This is a genomic window from Paenibacillus agaridevorans (assembly GCF_018604145.1).
In the GTDB taxonomy this organism is placed as follows: Bacteria; Bacillota; Bacilli; order Paenibacillales; family Paenibacillaceae; genus Pristimantibacillus; species Pristimantibacillus agaridevorans.
Window position 1 is genome coordinate 691,069 of sequence record NZ_CP075889.1, and the last position, 19,044, is coordinate 710,112.

The 19,044-nt window shown below is 53.0% G+C and carries 19 protein-coding genes and 1 riboswitch; of the genes, 12 read left to right on the forward strand and 7 right to left on the reverse strand.

Annotated elements, in window-relative coordinates:
- Nucleotides 1-36 precede the first annotated feature (36 nt).
- From KJW29_RS02770 to KJW29_RS02815, 10 genes are all read left to right on the forward strand, one after another.
- Complete coding sequence (locus KJW29_RS02770) at nucleotides 37-951, forward strand: carbohydrate ABC transporter permease (RefSeq protein WP_214628673.1); 915 nt, start codon at nucleotides 37-39, stop codon at nucleotides 949-951.
- A 13-nt stretch (nucleotides 952-964) separates the two neighbouring features.
- Complete coding sequence (locus tag KJW29_RS02775; RefSeq protein WP_214628674.1) at nucleotides 965-1,795, forward strand: carbohydrate ABC transporter permease; 831 nt, start codon at nucleotides 965-967, stop codon at nucleotides 1,793-1,795.
- Nucleotides 1,796-2,090: 295 nt separating this feature from the next.
- On the forward strand, nucleotides 2,091-3,557 hold the full coding sequence (locus KJW29_RS02780; protein ID WP_214628675.1) for an ABC transporter substrate-binding protein: 1,467 nt from the start codon (nucleotides 2,091-2,093) through the stop codon (nucleotides 3,555-3,557).
- 3 nt (nucleotides 3,558-3,560) lie between these two features.
- Entirely contained in the window at nucleotides 3,561-4,253 is a 693-nt protein-coding gene (locus tag KJW29_RS02785) for an ABC transporter ATP-binding protein (RefSeq protein WP_214628676.1), read from the forward strand.
- A complete protein-coding gene (locus KJW29_RS02790; RefSeq protein ID WP_214628677.1) occupies nucleotides 4,216-5,265 on the forward strand; it encodes an efflux RND transporter periplasmic adaptor subunit in 1,050 nt (349 codons plus the stop codon). Before KJW29_RS02785 ends, KJW29_RS02790 begins: the two co-directional genes overlap by 38 nt.
- Nucleotides 5,262-8,063: an ABC transporter permease gene (locus tag KJW29_RS02795; protein ID WP_214628678.1), complete on the forward strand. Its 2,802-nt coding sequence runs from the start codon at nucleotides 5,262-5,264 to the stop codon at nucleotides 8,061-8,063. Before KJW29_RS02790 ends, KJW29_RS02795 begins: the two co-directional genes overlap by 4 nt.
- 2 nt (nucleotides 8,064-8,065) lie before the next feature.
- The gene (locus tag KJW29_RS02800) at nucleotides 8,066-8,992 is read left to right on the forward strand and encodes an ATP-binding cassette domain-containing protein (RefSeq protein ID WP_214628679.1); all 927 of its coding nucleotides are present in this window, start codon (nucleotides 8,066-8,068) and stop codon (nucleotides 8,990-8,992) included.
- Nucleotides 8,989-9,627: an RNA polymerase sigma factor gene (locus tag KJW29_RS02805; RefSeq protein WP_214628680.1), complete on the forward strand. Its 639-nt coding sequence runs from the start codon at nucleotides 8,989-8,991 to the stop codon at nucleotides 9,625-9,627. Before KJW29_RS02800 ends, KJW29_RS02805 begins: the two co-directional genes overlap by 4 nt.
- 193 nt (nucleotides 9,628-9,820) lie before the next feature.
- Complete coding sequence (gene galE / locus KJW29_RS02810) at nucleotides 9,821-10,858, forward strand: UDP-glucose 4-epimerase GalE (RefSeq protein WP_214628681.1); 1,038 nt, start codon at nucleotides 9,821-9,823, stop codon at nucleotides 10,856-10,858.
- Nucleotides 10,859-11,079: 221 nt separating this feature from the next.
- Nucleotides 11,080-11,164: riboswitch (cyclic di-GMP riboswitch) on the forward strand.
- A gap of 13 nt (nucleotides 11,165-11,177) precedes the next feature.
- On the forward strand, nucleotides 11,178-11,339 hold the full coding sequence (locus tag KJW29_RS02815; protein WP_179215383.1) for a hypothetical protein: 162 nt from the start codon (nucleotides 11,178-11,180) through the stop codon (nucleotides 11,337-11,339).
- Between the two features lie 10 nt (nucleotides 11,340-11,349).
- Here the strand turns inward: KJW29_RS02815 and KJW29_RS02820 are convergent, their stop codons facing one another.
- The 7 genes from KJW29_RS02820 to KJW29_RS02850 form a co-directional block, all read right to left on the reverse strand.
- Entirely contained in the window at nucleotides 11,350-11,679 is a 330-nt protein-coding gene (locus KJW29_RS02820; protein WP_087566664.1) for a helix-turn-helix domain-containing protein, read from the reverse strand.
- Nucleotides 11,680-11,818: 139 nt separating this feature from the next.
- Nucleotides 11,819-13,621 carry an ABC transporter ATP-binding protein gene (locus KJW29_RS02825; RefSeq protein ID WP_214628682.1) on the reverse strand — a complete coding sequence of 601 codons (1,803 nt, stop codon included), beginning with the start codon at nucleotides 13,619-13,621 and terminating at the stop codon, nucleotides 11,819-11,821.
- Between the two features lie 11 nt (nucleotides 13,622-13,632).
- Nucleotides 13,633-14,091, reverse strand: coding sequence for a lasso peptide biosynthesis B2 protein (locus KJW29_RS02830; RefSeq protein WP_214628683.1), 459 nt, complete (start codon nucleotides 14,089-14,091; stop codon nucleotides 13,633-13,635).
- The gene (locus KJW29_RS02835; protein ID WP_214628684.1) at nucleotides 14,054-14,371 is read right to left on the reverse strand and encodes a lasso peptide biosynthesis PqqD family chaperone; all 318 of its coding nucleotides are present in this window, start codon (nucleotides 14,369-14,371) and stop codon (nucleotides 14,054-14,056) included. The genes KJW29_RS02830 and KJW29_RS02835 overlap by 38 nt, the downstream gene beginning before the upstream one ends.
- Nucleotides 14,368-15,315 (reverse strand): HPr kinase/phosphorylase, encoded by a 948-nt coding sequence (locus KJW29_RS02840; protein ID WP_214628685.1) that lies wholly within the window; start codon nucleotides 15,313-15,315, stop codon nucleotides 14,368-14,370. The genes KJW29_RS02835 and KJW29_RS02840 overlap by 4 nt, the downstream gene beginning before the upstream one ends.
- A gap of 115 nt (nucleotides 15,316-15,430) precedes the next feature.
- Nucleotides 15,431-15,568 (reverse strand): paeninodin family lasso peptide, encoded by a 138-nt coding sequence (locus tag KJW29_RS02845; protein WP_108993708.1) that lies wholly within the window; start codon nucleotides 15,566-15,568, stop codon nucleotides 15,431-15,433.
- A 41-nt stretch (nucleotides 15,569-15,609) separates the two neighbouring features.
- Nucleotides 15,610-17,547, reverse strand: coding sequence for an asparagine synthase-related protein (locus KJW29_RS02850; protein ID WP_214628686.1), 1,938 nt, complete (start codon nucleotides 17,545-17,547; stop codon nucleotides 15,610-15,612).
- A 296-nt stretch (nucleotides 17,548-17,843) separates the two neighbouring features.
- Here KJW29_RS02850 and KJW29_RS02855 point away from each other — a divergent pair, with 296 nt between their 5' ends.
- Together KJW29_RS02855 and KJW29_RS02860 are read left to right on the forward strand one after the other, a co-directional pair.
- A complete protein-coding gene (locus KJW29_RS02855; RefSeq protein WP_214628687.1) occupies nucleotides 17,844-18,191 on the forward strand; it encodes a PqqD family peptide modification chaperone in 348 nt (115 codons plus the stop codon).
- Nucleotides 18,192-18,202: 11 nt separating this feature from the next.
- Nucleotides 18,203-18,991 carry a metallophosphoesterase gene (locus KJW29_RS02860; RefSeq protein WP_246608554.1) on the forward strand — a complete coding sequence of 263 codons (789 nt, stop codon included), beginning with the start codon at nucleotides 18,203-18,205 and terminating at the stop codon, nucleotides 18,989-18,991.
- Nucleotides 18,992-19,044 lie beyond the last annotated feature (53 nt).

Here is a 19,044-nt window from a genome sequence, read left to right on the forward strand (position 1 = left end):
GGTCTGTGCGGCGACTTGGACAGGAGAGAGATCGCTTTGAAGACATTAACCCGGACGAATATTCATATTCAAAAAAAAGTGTTTTTATTCCTGGCGGTATTGCCGCCCTTTGCTGCGTATGTGTTGTTTACTCTATATCCCAATGTACTTTCCATCTATTATTCGTTCCTGGACTGGAACGGAATCGGGGAGAAAAAATATATTGGCCTGGATAACTACATCCGATTATTTCAAGATCCAGTCGTCTTGAACGCGCTTAAGCATAATCTTATTCTCGTCGCCACTGTCATTCCCATTACACTAATCATTTCGTTGGTACTGGCTGACCTGCTTGTGAACCGCCAATATAAGGAAAACAAATTTTATAAGGTATTATTCTTCTTCCCGAACGTCTTGTCACTCGTCGTAATCGCACTGATCTGGAGCTTTATCTATGACGGTACATTCGGATTATTAAATAGTGTGCTGCGGGTATTAGGCATAGGAGGGGATCACAACTGGCTGGGTAGTCCAAAGACTGCGCTGGCATCAACGATTCCGTTATACGTCTGGTGTTACGTTGGTTTCTATGTCGTTATTTTTATGAATGCAATGAGCGCGATTCCGAAGACGATCTATGAATCTGCCACGCTTGATGGCATTACGAGTTTTCAACGATTTACGAAGATTACTTTGCCTTTAATGTCAGGTATCATTCGTGTGGGAATGATTTTCTTAATGCTGAATGTCATTAAGGAATTTGAATATATGTTTATTATGACGAAAGGCGGCCCTGGCGGCGCAACGGAAGTTATATCGCTTTACATGTTTAACCTGGCCTTTGGCACGGAAAGTTTAAGTCAGCACTTTTACGGATATGCGTCTACGATCGGGATGCTCATTTTCGTCCTGTTGGTGCTGCTCAAGGTTGTCATCGATAAAGTATTCTCGAAAGATAGCGTAGAATTTTGAAGGGCGGGTTTTCATGACAAGAAGGATAGGATCTCTCGTATGGCGTATCATATTGTTGCTATGGGCTTTAAGTGTCATTCTTCCGATCATCTGGATTGTCTATCAATCATTTAAAACAAATCAACAATTTTTTGCCGATATTTGGTCATTGCCAAGCACGTTTCAATGGTCCAATTATAGCAAGGCATGGACGAACCTCGGTGTAGGACAATCGATGCTGAATACCGTGTACTATGTCGGCTTAAGCTTGTTCATTAGTTTAACATTGGCAGTTGTGAACGCCTATGCCTTTACGAAAATGGAGTGGAAGCTTCGCAACATCGTATGGAGTCTCATTATGCTGTCGCTGTTCTTGCCGGGCATCAACATCCTGGTTCCACAGTATACGCTCATGAGAGCGCTTGATCTGACAAACAGCTTGAATGGCCTTGTACTTCTTGCCAGCTTGCCGCTGGGCGCTTTTGAATTGCTGTTGCTTGGAAGCTTTATGCGTTCCCTGCCTAAGGAACTAGAGGAGAGTGCGTTCATCGATGGGGCAACAATATTCCAGGTCGTTAGAAAAATTATAGTTCCGCTTGCTATGCCTGGGCTCGTCACAATTGGTATATTCAAGTTTGTCGCATTATATAATGACTTCCTGGGCCCGTTCATTTTGCTGAGTGATCCGGACAAGTACACGGTCAGTGTTAATATGTATGCGGCGAATGCGATGATGGAATACAAGTCGGACTGGGTTACTCTTCTTGCCGGTCTTGTCATTACGGTCATTCCTACAATTATCGTGTATATGTTATTCCAGCGTAAAATTATTGAAGGAGCAACGTTAGGCGGGGTCAAAGGATAGACCATGGCAGTCCTCTTAAAAACAACGTTCATTTTCACGTTAATCGTGTAACGAACGTTGTTTTTTGGCGTCTCCACCGACTTAAAGGCATCATTCAACCTGGTATCTCATGCCCGGTAAACTTTTTACTCAAATCGCTTTTGTAAGCTGTATGACACGCGGTAATTGCTGCAGGGAGAGGAGCAAACCTAATTTAAGCTTCATTTAAGCTAATCAAATTCAATTCAAAGAGTAGGGCCTCATAATGGCAGGAGTGAACAACTTTAATTTGAAGCCAAGAGGGGAGAACGATTGTATGAAGATTTGGAACGGGAAGTGGAGTGCCGGAAGTGTAGTTGCTGTTCCTTTAATTGCGGCGATGCTGGCTGGCTGCACATCGGGAGGGGAAAGCAAGGACAAGGTGCCGGATCCGGGAGAACCCGTTACGCTCAAAGTCGCTTATTTCAACGAGCAATCTTTTTATCAAAGTTACGGCAACGTGTTTAACGCCAAATATCCGAACGTAGAGTTCGAGATCATTCCGACGATGGACGTCTCCATGCAAAAGGATCCCGCACAGGCCATGTCCGATCTCATTGACGCCGAGCAGCCGGATGTGGTGCTGCTGACGATGGAGCAATACGAGACGCTGGCGGCGGACGGGAAGCTGTACGATCTCGACGCGATGGTTCAGCAATCCGGCTTCGATATCGAGAATATCGTGGAAGGTGTCGTTCAATTGCTGCGGGATTCCGGGGGAGGCAAGCTGTACGGTCTGTCTCCATCCTTTAATACGAAGGCGCTCTACTACAACAAGGACCTGTTCGCGAAATACGGGGTGCCGGAACCAAGCGACGGCATGACGTGGGAAGAGGTGCTTCAGCTCGCGGCCCGTTTCCCTGCGGACGGAGACGACGAGAGCCGCATCTACGGATTTGCGCCCTCCATGTTCGATCAGAATGCCTTTAAGCTTATTCAGGATATGGCCGCCGCCAAGGGGTTGAATTACTTGAACGCGGACGCGACGGAGCTGACGTTGTCGGATCCGGAATGGAAGGAAATCTTCGAAGCCGTAGTAGGCGGTTATGCGGGGAAAACGGTGTTCATGCCGCAAAACTCCGAGCAGGGCTTCTCGCTGGACGGCATGTTGTTCCAGCAAGGCCGGGCGGCCATGACGGTCGACAATCCCATGCTGATGAATATGAGCAACGGTGGCATGGCGGGCGGTGCCGTTTCGTTCCGAGCTGCGTCGGGGTCGGACGAAGCCGTACAAGAAGTCAAGTCTCCCGAGCCGATCAACATGGGCGTCGTGACGGCGCCGGTGGACGCCAGCGCGCCGGATCAGACCAGCGAATACGAAATCTCCCAAATTTTCGCGATTAACGCGGCTTCCGCGCAAAGCGACCAAGCATGGATGTTTGTCCAATACGTGCACAGCGAAGAAGCGGCAAAGATTCGGGCCAAAACGTCGATGGGACTGGAGTCGAGAAAGGGATACGAGACCAGCGCGAGCGGAGCCGATTTGTCGCCTTTCTATCAATTGAAGCCGTTGCCCAAGGAGTCGACGAATTGGTACCCCAAAGGGTTCCGCAACAGCTTTGCTAAGATCGCGGGAGAGGAGATCGGAGCGGCGGCGAGCGGCAGCAAAAGCCCGGACGAGGCGTTTAAAGATTTGATGGACAGAGCCGTGGACGCGCTGGCCGAAGCAAATTTGAGCGGCGAGAAGGAACGCGGCGACGGCGGATTCGGAGGTATGGCCACTTCCATCTTCATTGGCGGGTAAGTCATGGAGACGGGGAGCATAGTGGAATCGCCGATCGTTCAGCTTAGCGGAGTAGAAAAGTCATTCGGAGCAGGGGCAGCGCGCGTTGAAGTGCTGAAGGGAATCGACTTGACCCTGACGGCCGGCAGCCTGGTTATGCTTAGAGGACGGTCAGGCTCGGGGAAGACGACATTGCTGAACATTATGGGGGGACTGGATCTGGCCTCGGAAGGATCGGCAATCGTGGATGGACAACCGCTTCAGGCTCTTGGCGATAAAGGCCGGACGAAGCTGCGGCAAAGACAAATTGGATTCGTGTTCCAATCCTACGCGTTGCATCCGCTGCTGTCCGTAAAGGAGAACGTGGAGCTGGGCCTGCGCATGGCAGGCACGCCGTCCGGCTTATGGGAGGAGAGAATTAATCTTTGCCTGGAGCTTGTCGGCATGGCCAATCGGCCGCTGCACCGCCCATACGAGCTGTCCGGCGGAGAGCAACAGAGGGTGGCGATCGCGAAAGCGGTCGCTCCTTCTCCGAAGCTGCTGCTGGCGGACGAACCTACTGCCGAGCTGGATACGGCAATGTCGAAGCGGATATTGGCTCTTTTCCGGCAGCTGCAGGGCGATGGCATGACGATCTGCATGACGACACATGATCAAACGATGCTGGAGGTAGCGGATAATGTTTATGAAATGGCCGATGGCAGGCTGGGGAAGTAAGAAATGGAGGTTCATGCTGGCGTTAGCGCTCGCGTCGATATGGATGACAGCATCGGGCTGCAGTCTGTCCCCCGAAGCGTCGGATGCGGAGCTGATTCAATTGATCGAGCCTCCCAAGCTTTCGAAAAAACCGGAATTTACCGTGGCCAGGGCGGACATAGAGACGAAGGTAAGCGCTACGGGCAAGCTGATGTCCGCCCGGCAAGAAGAACTGAAATTCGGGGGCGAAAGCGGACAGATTTCGGAGCTCATGGTCAAAGCGGGCGACACGGTGAAAAAGGGTCAGACCATCGCGAAGCTTGCGACCGGTACGCTGGAGACGCAGTTAAAGCGCAAAAATATCGAGGTTCGGCAAGCGGAGCTTGCCATGATCGAGAAGCTCAGGGACGACAGCCGCACGCCAATGCAGAAAGAGCTTGACGAGCTGAATTTCAAGCTGCTTGTAAGCGAGAGGGATGAGCTGCAGGCAAAGCTGGACGCGTCGGAGCTAACGGCCCCTTTCGACGGAACGATCGTATCCTTCGCGAAGGAAGTCGGCGATATGGCAAACGCGTACGAGACAATCGGCGAGCTTGCGGATTGGACGAAGCTTGTCGTGGCGGCGGGGTTCTCCGCTTCCGACCAGGAGAAGATAGCGATCGGCATGGAAGCGCAGGTGCAGATCAATACGCTGGGCAGCTTCAAGGGGAAGGTGTCGCGGATGCCCATTGCTTCCGCTTCGGGCGGGAAGGGAGGAGCGCTCGACGCGTTCGTGCTTATCGAACTCGATGATTTTCCCAAGGACGCGAAGTCCGGCACCCCGCTAAGCGCAGCCGTCGTTACGGAGAGGAAGAAGGATGCCGTGCTCATTCCTCCCGCCGCGCTGCGCACGGGCTCGGGCAGAAATTACGTGCAGGTGGTCGATGCGGAGGGCAACAAACGCGAGGTGGATGTGGAGGTTGGCGTGTCTACCTCGACCGAGGTGGAGATCTTGAAAGGGCTTGAGCCCGGACAGAAGGTGGTTGGGCGATGAAGGGGATGCTCCGGTTCGTCCGGCGAAAAATGTGGAATAACCGGATATTGACGGCCAGCACGATGCTGGGCTTGTTGATTGCCGTAGCGTTTACCGCCTGCATACCGGTCTATACGGAGCATGCGCTAAAGAAATTGATGGTTTCGTCGCTGACGGAGGACGCAGGCTCGTCGCCGCCGGGTTCGCTGCTGCTTCGTTATCAGGCCGCGCGGGGTACGCATACGAAGGTAGAGGAGCTGCAGACGGTTAACGATTATGTCGCGAACCTGCTGCCATCGCAAATCGGATATCCCAGAAAACAATCCGTCGAGGCGTATTCGCTGGCGCAATCGCAGCTTCGACCCGGCGGCGAGGGGAAGGCCGACAACCGCAGACGGCAGATGACGTTAATGTCGCAGACCGGCATGAAGGAGCAGGTGGAGCTGACGGACGGCCGGATGTACGGGGACGTCTCCAAGGAAGGCCCGATCGAAGCCATCGTATCGGAAGAGGCGCTTGCTCGCCAATTCCTGAAGGTCGGGGATAGCTATTCCTACACGGTACAGACGCGTACCGGCAACCAGAAGGCAGAATTCGTCATTGTCGGGGTGTTTCGTCCGAAGGATGAAGCTTCGCCGTACTGGTACCAGGGATTAGCCTCGCTCTCCGGCATGCTGATGATATCGCCGCAAGCCATGGAGGAGAGAGTGCTGGGGGAGCTGGGAGGCAATGTAGCCTCAGCCAATTGGTACGGCTTATTCGAGCTGGCGAATTTGGATCGCGGCGACTTGGCGCGTCTCGAGAACGGCATGAAGCGGCTGGAGAGCGATCTGTTCCGAATGCTGCGCGAGCTGCGCGTCGATATAAGCTTCCTTGGCCTTATCGAGAAGTTTCGGAGCGAAGACGTTAAACTGCAGGCGCAGCTTGTTGCGTTGGCCGTGCCGATGCTCGCCATGTGTTTCTATTTCATCTATATGAACGCCGGTCAGGCGCTGGAGCGGCAGCGCAACGACATTGCCGTTCTCCGGAGCAGGGGCGCCCGGATGCGACTGATCTATGGAATCTTCCTCCTGGAGAGCGCCATGCTGGGAGCGATCGCCTGGTTGGTCGGCATGCTGCTGGCGATCGGGATGGCGCGCGTCATGGTGTGGACGGACGGCTTTATGCAATTCCAGCCGGGCAAGGAAGCGGCAGTCGGCTGGAGCGTCTTGTCCGGCTGGTATGGCTTCTCTGCCGTCGTCGTTGCCATAGTCGCGGGCACGCTTCCGTTAGGCTCGTTCGGGAAGCAGTCGATCGTGGCCTACAAGAAGCGGCAGGCGAGGAGCGACCGGCCGCCGCTGTGGCAGCGATGGTATCTCGATGCGGCTCTGCTGGCGCTGGCTGGGTTAGGTTGGTACGGCTTCGAAAGCGGGCGAGTATTGACCGGGGGCGCAGGAGAAGGAGGCGCAATGCAGGTGCAGCAGCTATTTTTTCTCATTCCCGCGGCAGCCATGTTCGCAGCAGGACTTGTCGCCTTAAGGTTGTTCCCGCTAGCGCTGCAACTGTTGCATTCGTTGTTCCGACGCTTGCTCCCGGTATCGCTCCATCTGGTATTCGTTCAGCTGTCGCGCTCGCAGCGCTCGTATTATCCGCTGATGCTTCTTCTGATCATGACGCTGGGTCTCGGCATCTTCCACGCTTCCGCCGCTAGAACGATGGATCGCAATGAAAGCGAAAGGCTCCTGTACGGCAACGGCGCCGATGTCGTGCTGCAGCCCGTATGGGAAGGGGAGGTCCAACTGTTTGACGAGGAGGGCAACTATATTCCGGAGGATCAGCCGCGGGATACCGTCTACACGGAGCCTCCCCAGACACCGTTCGAGAATATGCCGGGGGTGAGATCGTCGGCTCGCGTCCTGCAATTGGAAGGCGAACTGTCGATCGCGGGCAAGGGACTTGGCAAGGGCAAGCTGATGGGCATCGATAATGCCGATTTTGCCCGGAGCTCTTGGTGGCGTATCGACCTCTACGAGAGCGCCCATCCTTTCACCTTGCTTCGCTGGATGGGCGAATACGAGCAAGGCGCGATTATTTCCGGCATGTTCGCGGAGAAACACGGCTTAAAGCAAGGCGACCTTCTCCAAATGACGGTGCAAGGCACCCCTATCGAATTAGTGATCGCGGGCATTTCCGATTATTGGCCGTCGCTGGATCCCGACACGCCTTTCGTCGTGGCGCATTTGGATTACTTGTACGAGCATATCCCGCTGACCCCTTACGCGTTGTGGCTTGACATGGAGGATGACGCCAAGGCAATGCCGATCGTCGAACATTTGCGGGCCCAAGGCATAGAGACGTCCGCGCTTAGCGACGCGCGCAACGAATGGAAGCTGAGAAAGCTCCTTCCCGAGCGGGAAGGTACCTATGGCATCCTGTCGCTGGGATTTATCGTCTCGGTGGCGATTTCCTTTATCGGTTATTTGCTTTTCTGGGTATTCAGCCTGGCAAGGCGTACGGTGCAGCTCGGCATCCTGCGGGCGACGGGGCTGATGCGCGGCCAGTTGACGCTCATGCTGCTGCTGGAGCAGCTGCTCTCGACAGGTCTCGCGATCGTTCTGGGACTTGGCATCGGCCGAGCGGCGAGCCGGCTCTTTATCCCGTTCCTTCAATCGGGAGCGAGCGGTCAAGTACCGCCGTTCGTTATCGTTTTCGATTTAAAGGATACCTTGCAGCTTCTTATCATCGTAGTAGCCATGATTACGGTTGGGGGGAGTCTGCTGATCGCGCAAATCTTGAAGCTTCGCGTTCATCAAGCGGTTAAGCTGGGGGAGGAGAGATAAGGATGATCCAGTGCGAAGGATTAGTGAAAATATTCAAGTCGGACGATGTGGAGGTCGTTGCACTGCAGGGGCTTAATCTTCAAGTGAATGCGGGCGAAATGATTGCGATCATCGGCAATAGCGGAAGCGGCAAGTCGACGCTCCTTAACGTGCTTGGCGGCCTTGACGTCCCTACTGCCGGCAAGGCCTTGATCGGCGATTGGGATCTTCTGCAAATGACCGAGAAGGAGCGAGTATTCTATAAGCAGCGTACGGTCGGCTTCATCTGGCAAAATAATTCGCGCAACCTGCTTCCCTATCTGACCGTGCTGGAGAATGTGGAGACGGCGATGATGGTTGCGGGGCGCATTGACGAGACGTATGCCAAGCAGCTTATCGAATGGGTAGGGCTGACGCATCGCAGCGGCAATAAGCTGGTTCAGCTGTCGGGAGGCGAGCAGCAGCGCACGGCCATTGCCATCTCCCTCGCAAACCGCCCGTCGCTGTTGCTGGCGGACGAACCTACCGGATCTGTCGACGCGGGGACCGCCGATACCATTATGGGCATCTTCCGCAAGCTAAACGAAGAGACCGGCGTCACGATTGTCATCGTCACCCACGACATGGGTCTTGCGGGCAAGGTAGATCGCGTCGTAGCGATTCGCGACGGGATGACCAGCTCCGAGCTGATTAAGCGGGAAGCCGAAAGAGGGCAAGAAGGGAAAGCTGCGGAAGACTCAGCCAACGAAGCAGCTGAAGTATCCGCCGGAGCGTTCCGCGATTACGAGGAATACGCTGTCGTGGACAGGTTCGGGAGGCTGCAAATCCCGGCTGAGTACAGGGAGCGGCTTGCCATCAGAGATAAAGTCAAGTTGATCATAGACGATACCGGAATTCGGCTGGAGCCTCAAGCGGCGGGGGACGCAACGGAAAGGAGAGACTCGTCATGACGAGCGGAAACGCATTCGAAGAAGCCGTTAAGCCCTGGCTGCGGGAGCTTCGGCAATATTGCGTCTATTTGACGGGCTCGACCTGGGACGGAGAGGATCTGTTGCAGGAGACGGTGGCGCTGGCATTCCGTTATTATAAGCGGCGGGGAGAGATCAAGGAGATACGGCCTTTCCTGATGAAGGTCGCAAGAAACAAGCGGATCGACGGGTACAGGAAACGAAGGATACGCGAGACGTCTGGCGATTTGGCACTGGAAGAGGGGCGCCGGGACAGCTGCTATTTTGAGATCAAAGGTTGGATGGAATGGCTGGCCGCCAAGCTGCCCGCCAATCAATTGAAAGTCTGGCTGCTCGCCGATTATTTCGGCTATACGATGAACGAGATTGCCCTAGGTCTGGGGTACACGATGTCCGCCGTCCGCTCCCTGTTATTCCGCGCGCGGGAGAAATTGCGGTCATGTCGGTCCGGGAGCGAAATCGAGCCAGGCGAGATCAACGCGGACACTCAACGGGGGACTTCTGCGAAGCATGTCTCTTTAAATGGAATGAAGATATTGATCGAACGTTGGGCAAACGGGATTATGAAGGACGATCCGCAAGACTTGTTATTAAAGGCAGCCCGGACGGGATCTTAAGGATTGCGAGCCGTATGCCTATTGCCCTCTTGCTGCTTCTAAAGGCGGCGGGAGGGCTTTTGTTTATTATACAAACTGTATCATGTTATAGCAGACAAAAGAACAAACGTATGTTACAATGTTCTTAATTAAGAACAATAAAACTATAAAATGTTCTTTGTAAGGAATTCAAGCTGATCGGAGGAGTTCTGCAATGGCCATATTAGTAACAGGCGGAGCGGGATATATCGGAAGCCATACCTGCGTCGAGTTATTGAGTCAAGGGAAGGACATCGTCGTCATTGATAATCTGTCCAATAGCCACGGAGAAGCACTTCGTCGGGTAGCCGAAATCGCAAACAGGTCTTTCCCGGTCTATATCCAGGACTTGGTGGACAGGGAGGCGCTGCGGACGGTATTCCGCAATCACGACATCGAGGCGGTCATCCACTTCGCCGGACTAAAGGCCGTTGGAGAATCGGTGCAGCTGCCGCTTAAGTATTACCATCAAAATCTGATGAGTACAATGACGTTATGCAGTGTGATGGAGGAGTTCGGCGTCCGCCGGCTGCTCTTTAGCTCGTCTGCTACCGTATACGGCATGCCCAAGCAGGTGCCGATTTCCGAGGAAGCCCCCGTGGGGGCCATTAATCCATATGGCCGAACGAAACAAATGATCGAGCAAATGCTGGATGATCTCGTATGCTCCGATCCGCGTTGGAGCATTGGCATTCTTCGTTACTTTAATCCCGTCGGCGCACATGAGAGCGGCCGGATCGGAGAGGACCCGAGCGGAGTGCCGGGCAATCTGATGCCTTATATCGCGCAGGTCGCGGTGGGCAAGCTCAAGGAAGTTGCCGTATTCGGCGACGATTACGATACGCCCGACGGTACGGGCGTCAGGGATTATATCCACGTCGTCGATCTGGCACAGGGACATCTTAAGGCCATCGATAAGCTGGCTTCCGCCGCAGGCATCCATGTTTATAATCTAGGCACGGGATGCGGCTATAGCGTACTGGAGATGATCCGGGCTTTCGAACGGGCGTCGGGAAAAACGATTCCATACCGAGTTGCGGGAAGACGGCCAGGCGATATTGGTGCCTGCTACGCCAATCCGAACAAAGCGAATGCGGAGCTGGGATGGCAGGCGACGCGAGGCATTGCGGAGATGTGTGCGGACGCCTGGAGGTGGCAGCTAGCTAATCCGAGAGGTTACGCGGGCAGCGTCGTATACGCAGAGCCTATCTAGAGGTTTATGGAGGTCATACAGCGTCCCGATGCCGACATTGTGTCAACCATGAGCCGTCAGCCTCACAGCGCTTCAGGAAATGGATACTTGCCCCTTTTTCTTCATTTGATTCCAAGAAATTCGACAAATTGAGAAGCAATCTCTCAAAATCCGGAGACAGAAAGCGACAGCATCTTCGTTCCAGATAAGCTATTATTTGGTTTGTGGACAATTTGGATACATATTATATGGGAGACGAAGAAGTGCGTTTAGTATCTGGGCACCTTACAACGCATGGAGTCAGTGGTGCAACCGCCCCAACGAAGTGGGGGATTTTAGGATGACACGATTTATATCGGACAACCAGCAGGATTTGGATGCGGAGTGGGTAGAGCTTATGTTAAGCGCGCGTTCGAAGGGACTCACGACGGAAGAAGTGAGCAAGGTACTGCGTATCCTTCAGGAGCAGGGGCAATCCATTATAAAAGAAAACGCTGTATAAAAATACAGCGTTATTCGCGGTTAAATTTCCACTTATTAAATTCCAGAAATTCCTTGAATTGTTCCTTGCTTACGCCGGAAGCCATCGCTTCCCGAACTAAATTCTCCCAATCCCGGTCTAAGTGGACGGCGCTGCCTTCCGCTTGTTCCTGTCCTACAAACTCCTCGACAGGCACGCCAAGCACTTCCCCGATCTTCTCAAGAAACTGAATGGAAGGGTTCTGCTGAAGCCCTCTTTCGATGGAGCTCAAATACGATTTCGCAACCCCTGCTCTTTGGGAGAGCTCAGTTAACGAAAAACCTTTCCGTTTGCGAAACATTTGAATTCTTTCTCCAATCATGGCAGATGCCTCCTTGGCCAGCGCAATAGCAACAATATGAATTCTATTATAACGAATTTGTTGCAATTACGAAAGCAAATGAATGGAGTTTGGTTCATTTGATGCAAAGGAACAGGACTAATTGGAATTATAAGTAAATTTAAAACGATGAAACATGGGCGGGAGACATCTTGTCTAACGATTTGCCTAAATAACCGTCACGATCGGCGGCAAGATTTGCAAAATCTCCTTCCTCCACGATCCGGCCTCCCTGGAGAACATAGACCCGATCGGCGCCGCGCAGCGTGGTCAAGCGATGCGCGATAACGATAATCGTCATGGACCCCTTAAGACGGTCGATGGCTTCTTGAATATTGCTCTCATTTTCCGTATCGAGGGCGCTGGTCGCCTCGTCCAGCACAAGTACAGAGGGCTTGCGGATAATAGCTCTCGCCAGGACAAGGCGCTGCCGTTCGCCGCCGGATAAGCGGACGCCCCGATCGCCGATGACGGTATTTAGTCCTTCCGGCAGCCTGGCTACGAAGTCCTCGCATGATGCGAATCGAAGCGCTTCCCAGATTTGTTCATCATTTGCGTCCGGCAGGACCAGCGTCATGTTTTCCCTGATCGTTGCGTTGAACAGGAACGGATCCTGAGGCACATAACCGATCGACCTGCGATAAGCGGCCAGCGTTTCGCCGACTAGCGGCGTGCCGTCAACGACGATTTCGCCCGTGCTCGGGACCATTAGTCCCATAATGACGTCGATCAGCGTGCTTTTGCCTGCTCCGGACGGTCCGGCGATTGCGGTCATGGAGCCTGCCGGCAAGGTCATATCGACGCCTTGGAGCGAATAAGGGGAGTCGTGACTGTATTGAAAATGGATATTGCGGCACTGGATGCCTAATCTTACAGTCAGGGATGCATGTTCCCCGGCAGTCGGAGCAAACAGTTCCGCGGCTTCTTTACATTCCTTGCGCAGCGATGTGACAGCCCTGCAGGCCGGAGCCATGGATGCAATCGACTCCAGATTGGCTTGAATGGCCGTGAATCTCGGCCAAAGCCGGGCGAAGATAACGGTAATCGTAAGCAGTTGTATGCCTTGCGTCTTGAAGAGAAGGAACGCAGCTAAAATGAAACCAGCAACCAGGAGCGTGGAAGCCAGCTTATAGACCAGTTGGGAGTTCATACGCAAAGTAATATAGGACACTTGCTCGCGCAGCATCGCGCCTGTTAGCTCATGCATCCACGCCAGCCGGGACCGTTCCAGCGAATTGCTCTTAATATCCTTGATTCCAGTAATTCCGTCGGTAATGCCAGCCATATATCGCTGAGCCAGCTGGGAGGTCTGGCTGCCAAGCTGCTTTGCTCTGCGGATGAAGCTGCGGGAAAGCAGGCCCAGCAGCGCGCCGCATACCAGCACGAACACCGTCAGCATGGGGGAAATCCAGAATGCTACGACGATCTGGATCGCCGTAAAGATCGCGGAGGCTGCCAGTTGAAAGGATGTATTAAGCGCGCCAAGAACGCGGGCTAATTCGATTGTAAGGACGTTGACGAGATCCGAACCGCGCTTGCGCAAGAAGTAAGGCCATCCCGCTCCGAGCAGATCGCGGTAGGTGTCTTGGCGAAGCTCGCGGACATAACGATGCTGCAGCTCGACATTCTGAATCATGACGCTGCGGTAGATAAAGCTTTGGGCGATGGTCGTCGCGGCATAGATAAAGAGCACGATACATAAGGCTGCAACCGTGGAGAAGCCGCTCAACAGCTGGTCTATCCATGCAAAATATCCTCCGCCGACGTCCAGGCTGACCAGGCCGATGAGACCTAAGAGAGGGACGAGGAGAAGGATGCCGACACTCTCCAGCATGCTGGAGGCGACCATGCCGAACAGATTCACATATATCGCGGCTCCAGAATAAGACAACATTTGTTTCATATATTTCCATACCTCGTGCATGGGGCACCTCTCTAACCGGCCCTGCGGGCGTGTTTGGCGAATTTCTCGACGACGACGAACTGATTCATAACCTCGTGCCCGCTTACATACATAGAGCCGCTGCGCAGCCAAGCGTGCGCGATCAGCTTGCCGTGCTCATCACGAGCGGTTCCGAGATACAAGGTGCTTGAGATGCCGCGACGCTCAAGCATTTGCATGCCAGCCATCGCTTGCACCATACATTTGCTCTCCCATGGCGTATTTCGGCTAATGACGGAAATGGCGGACCGGATATGCTTAAGGGTCTTGACATGTCGCTCATCGGAGTCGAGAGAGGTTTCTTCGCTTTTAGCCCCAAGTCCCGGCGCAATCTTGGCGAATTCGCGGCGGAACCTCAGCTTGGCCCATCCCAAAAAAAGAAAAGCCTCTATTAATAAGAGGACGGTAAGCCGATCAAACGTTAGCAGCGTTCTTATTCTCTTCGTTAACAAGGAGCAATCCTTCCCCTCGAAGCTGCTCCAGGAACGAGAAAACTTGCTCCGCGCATGCCGAGTCGTCCACGTCGAATTCTTCCGTCAGTCTGCCTATCAGCTCTTCTACAGACACGGGGTCATGGATGCAGTCCCATATTCGGCCGCCGATTTGGCCCAGATTATAATAATTGCCGTTTTTCACGTTGAGCATCACTTTTTCTCCGCCCATGTCGCTCACTATATTTTGTTTGCAGGAGGATACAAGATCGGTTAACGTCAGAGGCATGATTGACATCATAACAACATCTCCTTTTTGGTCGATTGAACCATGAGTCGGTACAGGTCGGCGAGACTGTCGCCGTCAAGCGGACGGGATAGCCGGAGCATGTCGATTCGCCCCGCGAATTTGGACAATGTCCGGAAGTGCCACTCCATAAGTCCGAGCGGTTCCAAAAGAAAACCTCGAAAGGTATGCCGCAGCAGCGCATGAAAACGTTCCAGCCCTACGATAGGAACGATCTCAGCATTTTTATCGTGTTTGGTGAGTTCGAATACGCCCGCTAACGGCAGCGGCGTATCCAGAAATGCGCCTTCGACCGGGACGGCGAACTTCGTTTCCCGCTTGTAGATGGGTTTTAAGCCTGCGGTGGATTTGCCTAGCAATTGCATGGACTCCTGCCATATTTTTTGCTGCGGATAGGCAGGCATGACGATGGGGGTGCCTCCTTCGCCAACATGGACGGCGATAAGATCGTCGCTAAGCAGCTCGTGGCCTCGCTCCATGAGGTAGGAGGAGAGCGTCGACTTGCCCGCCCCGGATGCGCCGACAATGGCGTAAGCCTGGCCGTCAATGGCGACCGCGCTGCCATGCAGCGGGAGAATCCGCTTCTGCATCAGCAGAATGCCCATACAGCTGCCAAGCAAATAAAGTCTGATTTTGTCCTCATCGGCCGTGGGGGAAGACGAGACCTCTATCGTACGGCCGTCCTTGATACCGAAGATGGCCGTATCCGGCACGCGAATAAGAACACTGTTTTCTCCTACGGCAAGAAATTCGTTTACTTTCGTAAGCTCCTGCCACAGCTTCTCGAGAGGCTGGCGAGTTATAACCACATCAGGCATGTTTCCATTCATACCGCTGTCGGTACTGTCGATTAAGCGAAGCTCAGGCAAGCGGAACTCGCTCTCGATGATCAGGCCGAACGAGCGATAACGTGCCGTCTTCTCCGGTAAATTCATCATAATCACTCCCTGCTGTCGGTAATGGATCGCAGCCCGTCAGGCGGGCCGCCCTTGTACGATGATGTACAAGGGCGGCCCGTACAGTTGCGGCAGAACGAATGCAAATGACGACGGACTAACTGTAGTGGATGACTTCCGTCGGATCCGGTTGAATATCATCCGGCAATCTGACACCGGGTCCGGCCATTGTCATATTGACATTTAGCACCTCCAACTGCGGTTGCTGCCACGACTTTTTCGTTTGTTTTTCCATATCATCACCTCCTCTCAAGCGCTGAATATGACTTGCGGGCTTTAACCGCAACGCTGCAGAAATCGACGCAATATAACGGACCGCATCAGAATGCGGAACTCATTATCGAATACGATCTCCGGTCGCGGCGAGGCTTTAATGGCCTGCCAAGCTTGGTTCAGCCCCGTTACGTCCAAATATCCGGCGATACAAGGATCATCGATCGTATCCCTGAATTCCTGCACAAGCTCATTCCATGCCGGAAGCATGCGATATAAGCCGTCCGCTCCCTGAATGCCTCTCACTTGCTGATTCAGTCGAACGGAGTCGGGTAAATAACCGGAAGTTGCCCTCCGTATCAACGAGCGGCCGTAACCGTTTTGCACATACTGGTTCTCCGGCAATGACAAGCAGAATCGTATAACTCTAAGGTCATTAGTAGGATCGCGGTCCCACAACGAGTGGCGCAAGGATTGCATGCAGCCTACCTTGCCGGTTACCGTCCAGTAATAGGGCTTCTCGAATTGCTTGCGTCTGACATCGTACACGTTCTGTGAAGGATCGCCCCAGAAGTCGTAGCCATGCTCCCTTAAGCGTTCATATACATGGGTTCGTTCGGCGAACTCCGGATGAATCCATTCGGGCGAATCACCTCTTTGCTGAGAGTCGCTCCGGCCGGAAAGGCGAGGGAACGCCTTGCGGGTAATGACGCGCGACATCTTTTTCCTGCTGACTCCGATGTTCTCGCAGAAGGAATTAAATTCTTGATACAGCGTAATCAGCTTGAATTTGCGCAGCAGCTCCACATGATAATCTTGGACGGGTCCCCAGGAGATCGTCCAATTGCCGCGACTGCCGCTGAGCAATACGCCCATGCCCGCTTCGCTTGCTTTTTCGTAAATGCCCTTCGTCCAGAATGAATTCTCGTAAAATTTATATGGCGACTCCAGAATATCCAGCCAGTCGTCGATTGCCGAGAGCGGATTATAGTCGGGAAAGTCGAAATAACTGTCCTGAATATTGCCTACATAATCAACGGTTGCCTTAATGTTGTTCCGCTCGTTCGCAATCCGGCTTTTCGGCGTCCAGTCCGTGAAACCTTCCAGTGGCACGTAGCTGAACGTGTACAGCAATTTATTGTGATTCTGCAATTCACGGGCAGCAAAGCTCGCGACCGATCCGGAATCCAGGCCGCCGCTTAACTTGGAGCCGGCCTTTTTGAAGGTGCGAACCTTGGAGGAAACGGCATTCCGGAAAACGTCGCGAAACGCCTCGACATATTCCTCGTTGGAACGCAAAATCAGCTTCTTTTTCGGCGTAATCGTACAGTATCTGGCGAAGGTGAGGCGGCCGTCCCTGAGAAGGAAGCTATGGGCGGGAGGCAGCTGTCGGATCGATTTATATACAGTAGAGAAAACGTCGACCGATTCCGTAGAGATCGGAATTGCCAGAAACTCGGATAACCATAGTTCGTTAAGTCCGCGCTCTACGCCAGGCAGCGACAGCAGCGGCGCAATCGTCGTGCTAAATGCCGCGAATTCACCCGTTGTCGTGTAATAAAGCGTACGATTGCCGGAGAAGTCTCGCGCGCCGAACAAAGTGCGTTTTCTGGCATCCCAGATCATAAACGCGAAATCGCCGACAAGGTGCGCGGGACTTTCGTTGCCCCACTTCTCATAAGCAAGCAGCAACAGGCGGCTGTCTGTCATGGCAGCCCGATCCGAAGCATGAATATGCAGAAGATCGAACAACTCCGTGCGGTTATCGATAATTGCGTCGGCCGTAATGGCGAGGCCGGATGCTTCATCCCAAGAAGGAAGCCGCTCCGACAGCGATTCCGGAGTAATCCATTGGCCGTGGCAGCCAAGGAAGACATCATTTTGCTGCCACATGCCGACATAATCGGCCGGAAATTTCGCGAAGCCATCCATCACGCGAGGACCGTATTCAACAGCCAAGGGCTGCCCGTTCAAACTGCAAATGCTACTGATTGCGCTCATAAGGCCTCCATGTTGTTCTTGTTATAGAACAGTCAGACGAATAAGTGAACATCCCGTAAATATAAGGATATATCAATTGTTTATTTCAAATTAATTCGTGTTTAAAATCGTATAATGTTCGTTTTTGTTCTTAATTAAGAACTCGAGTTAAGGTTATCATCAACGTTATTCGTTGTCAACAGTTCCATGCAGATTTTGAGGGGAAAACTTGGAACCGAGAAGGACATTGACAGTCTGGAAGATCGAATGATAGAATTTTTACGATTGTTCTTTATAAAGAACGAATGGAGATAGAGGTGTTTGCATTGCATTCAGCTTCGGAATTGTTTATGCCGGGAGAACCTTCGTTCTCGCTTTCCTTATTCCTGCCTATTGTAAGGCTGGAAAGCGGGAGGTGCGTCGAGGGAGGGAACGCCGAAGGAGCTTTGTCCGTGTTGTGGCCGGATCGGAGCCTGGCTTTTTACTTTAACGAAACGGGGAGCCGCATCTGGGGACTCTTAAGGGAATCGGTCACGGTCGGCGAAGTTGTCAACGCGCTTCTGATTGAGTATGATATTGATCGAACGACATGCGAGTCCGAAGTATTCGGCTTTCTCGCTAAGCTGTCCGGGGAGCGCTTGATTCAATTCGGCTTATCCTTCTAGGACGCAGGGAGGTGCTCAAGAGGCTGAGTGATCTTATAATCGTGCTGATTGCCTTAATAGGCATGTCGGCGCTCTTCTACTTATTATTGATAATGCCGACGCAATGGCTCAAAATCGAACGCGTCGCTCATCCTATTGGCCTGGGAAAACGTTTTTTGCAGATCAGCGATCTTCACGTCGATATGCTTCGAATTGGGCCTGATAAGATGGAAGCCGTCGTCCGGGCGGAGAAGCCGGATTATATCGTGCTTACAGGTGATTATACATACAGACGGGAGTATTTGCCCAGGCTGGCTCTATATTTGAAAGCCATTACTGCGGTCGGGGTCCCTGTCTATGCCGTGCTCGGCAATCATGATTACCAGCAGCCGCGCCCTCGGGAGATGTTGACGCTGTTCCGGGAGCAAGGCATTGCGATATTAAGGAACGGCAGCGTGTCGCTTCCCGAGTTTACATTGATTGGCATTGACAATTACAGTACAGGGCATAGCCGAATATCGGAGGCGTTCCTGAACATTGAGCGGAGCAAACCCGCGGTCGTCATTACCCATGACCCTAATGTCGTATTAAAAATTAAGCAAAATTATGATTATTTGATGGCGGGACATTTCCATGGCAAGCAGTTCAATATTCCTTTTTTCTTTAAGTTGAAGCCGAAGGGTCCGTTGTCTCAGCGGGGAATCTATCGTGGCCTTCATAGAAGCGAACAAGGAGCTTATTATATTTCGAAGGGAATCGGTCAGGCCGGCGTAAACGCAAGGTTTATGGTACGGAGCGAGGTGACGGTTCACGAACTTTGAAAAACGGCGCCCGTAAATGGCTGCCGGCTCATGCCGGCTGCCACTACGGGCGC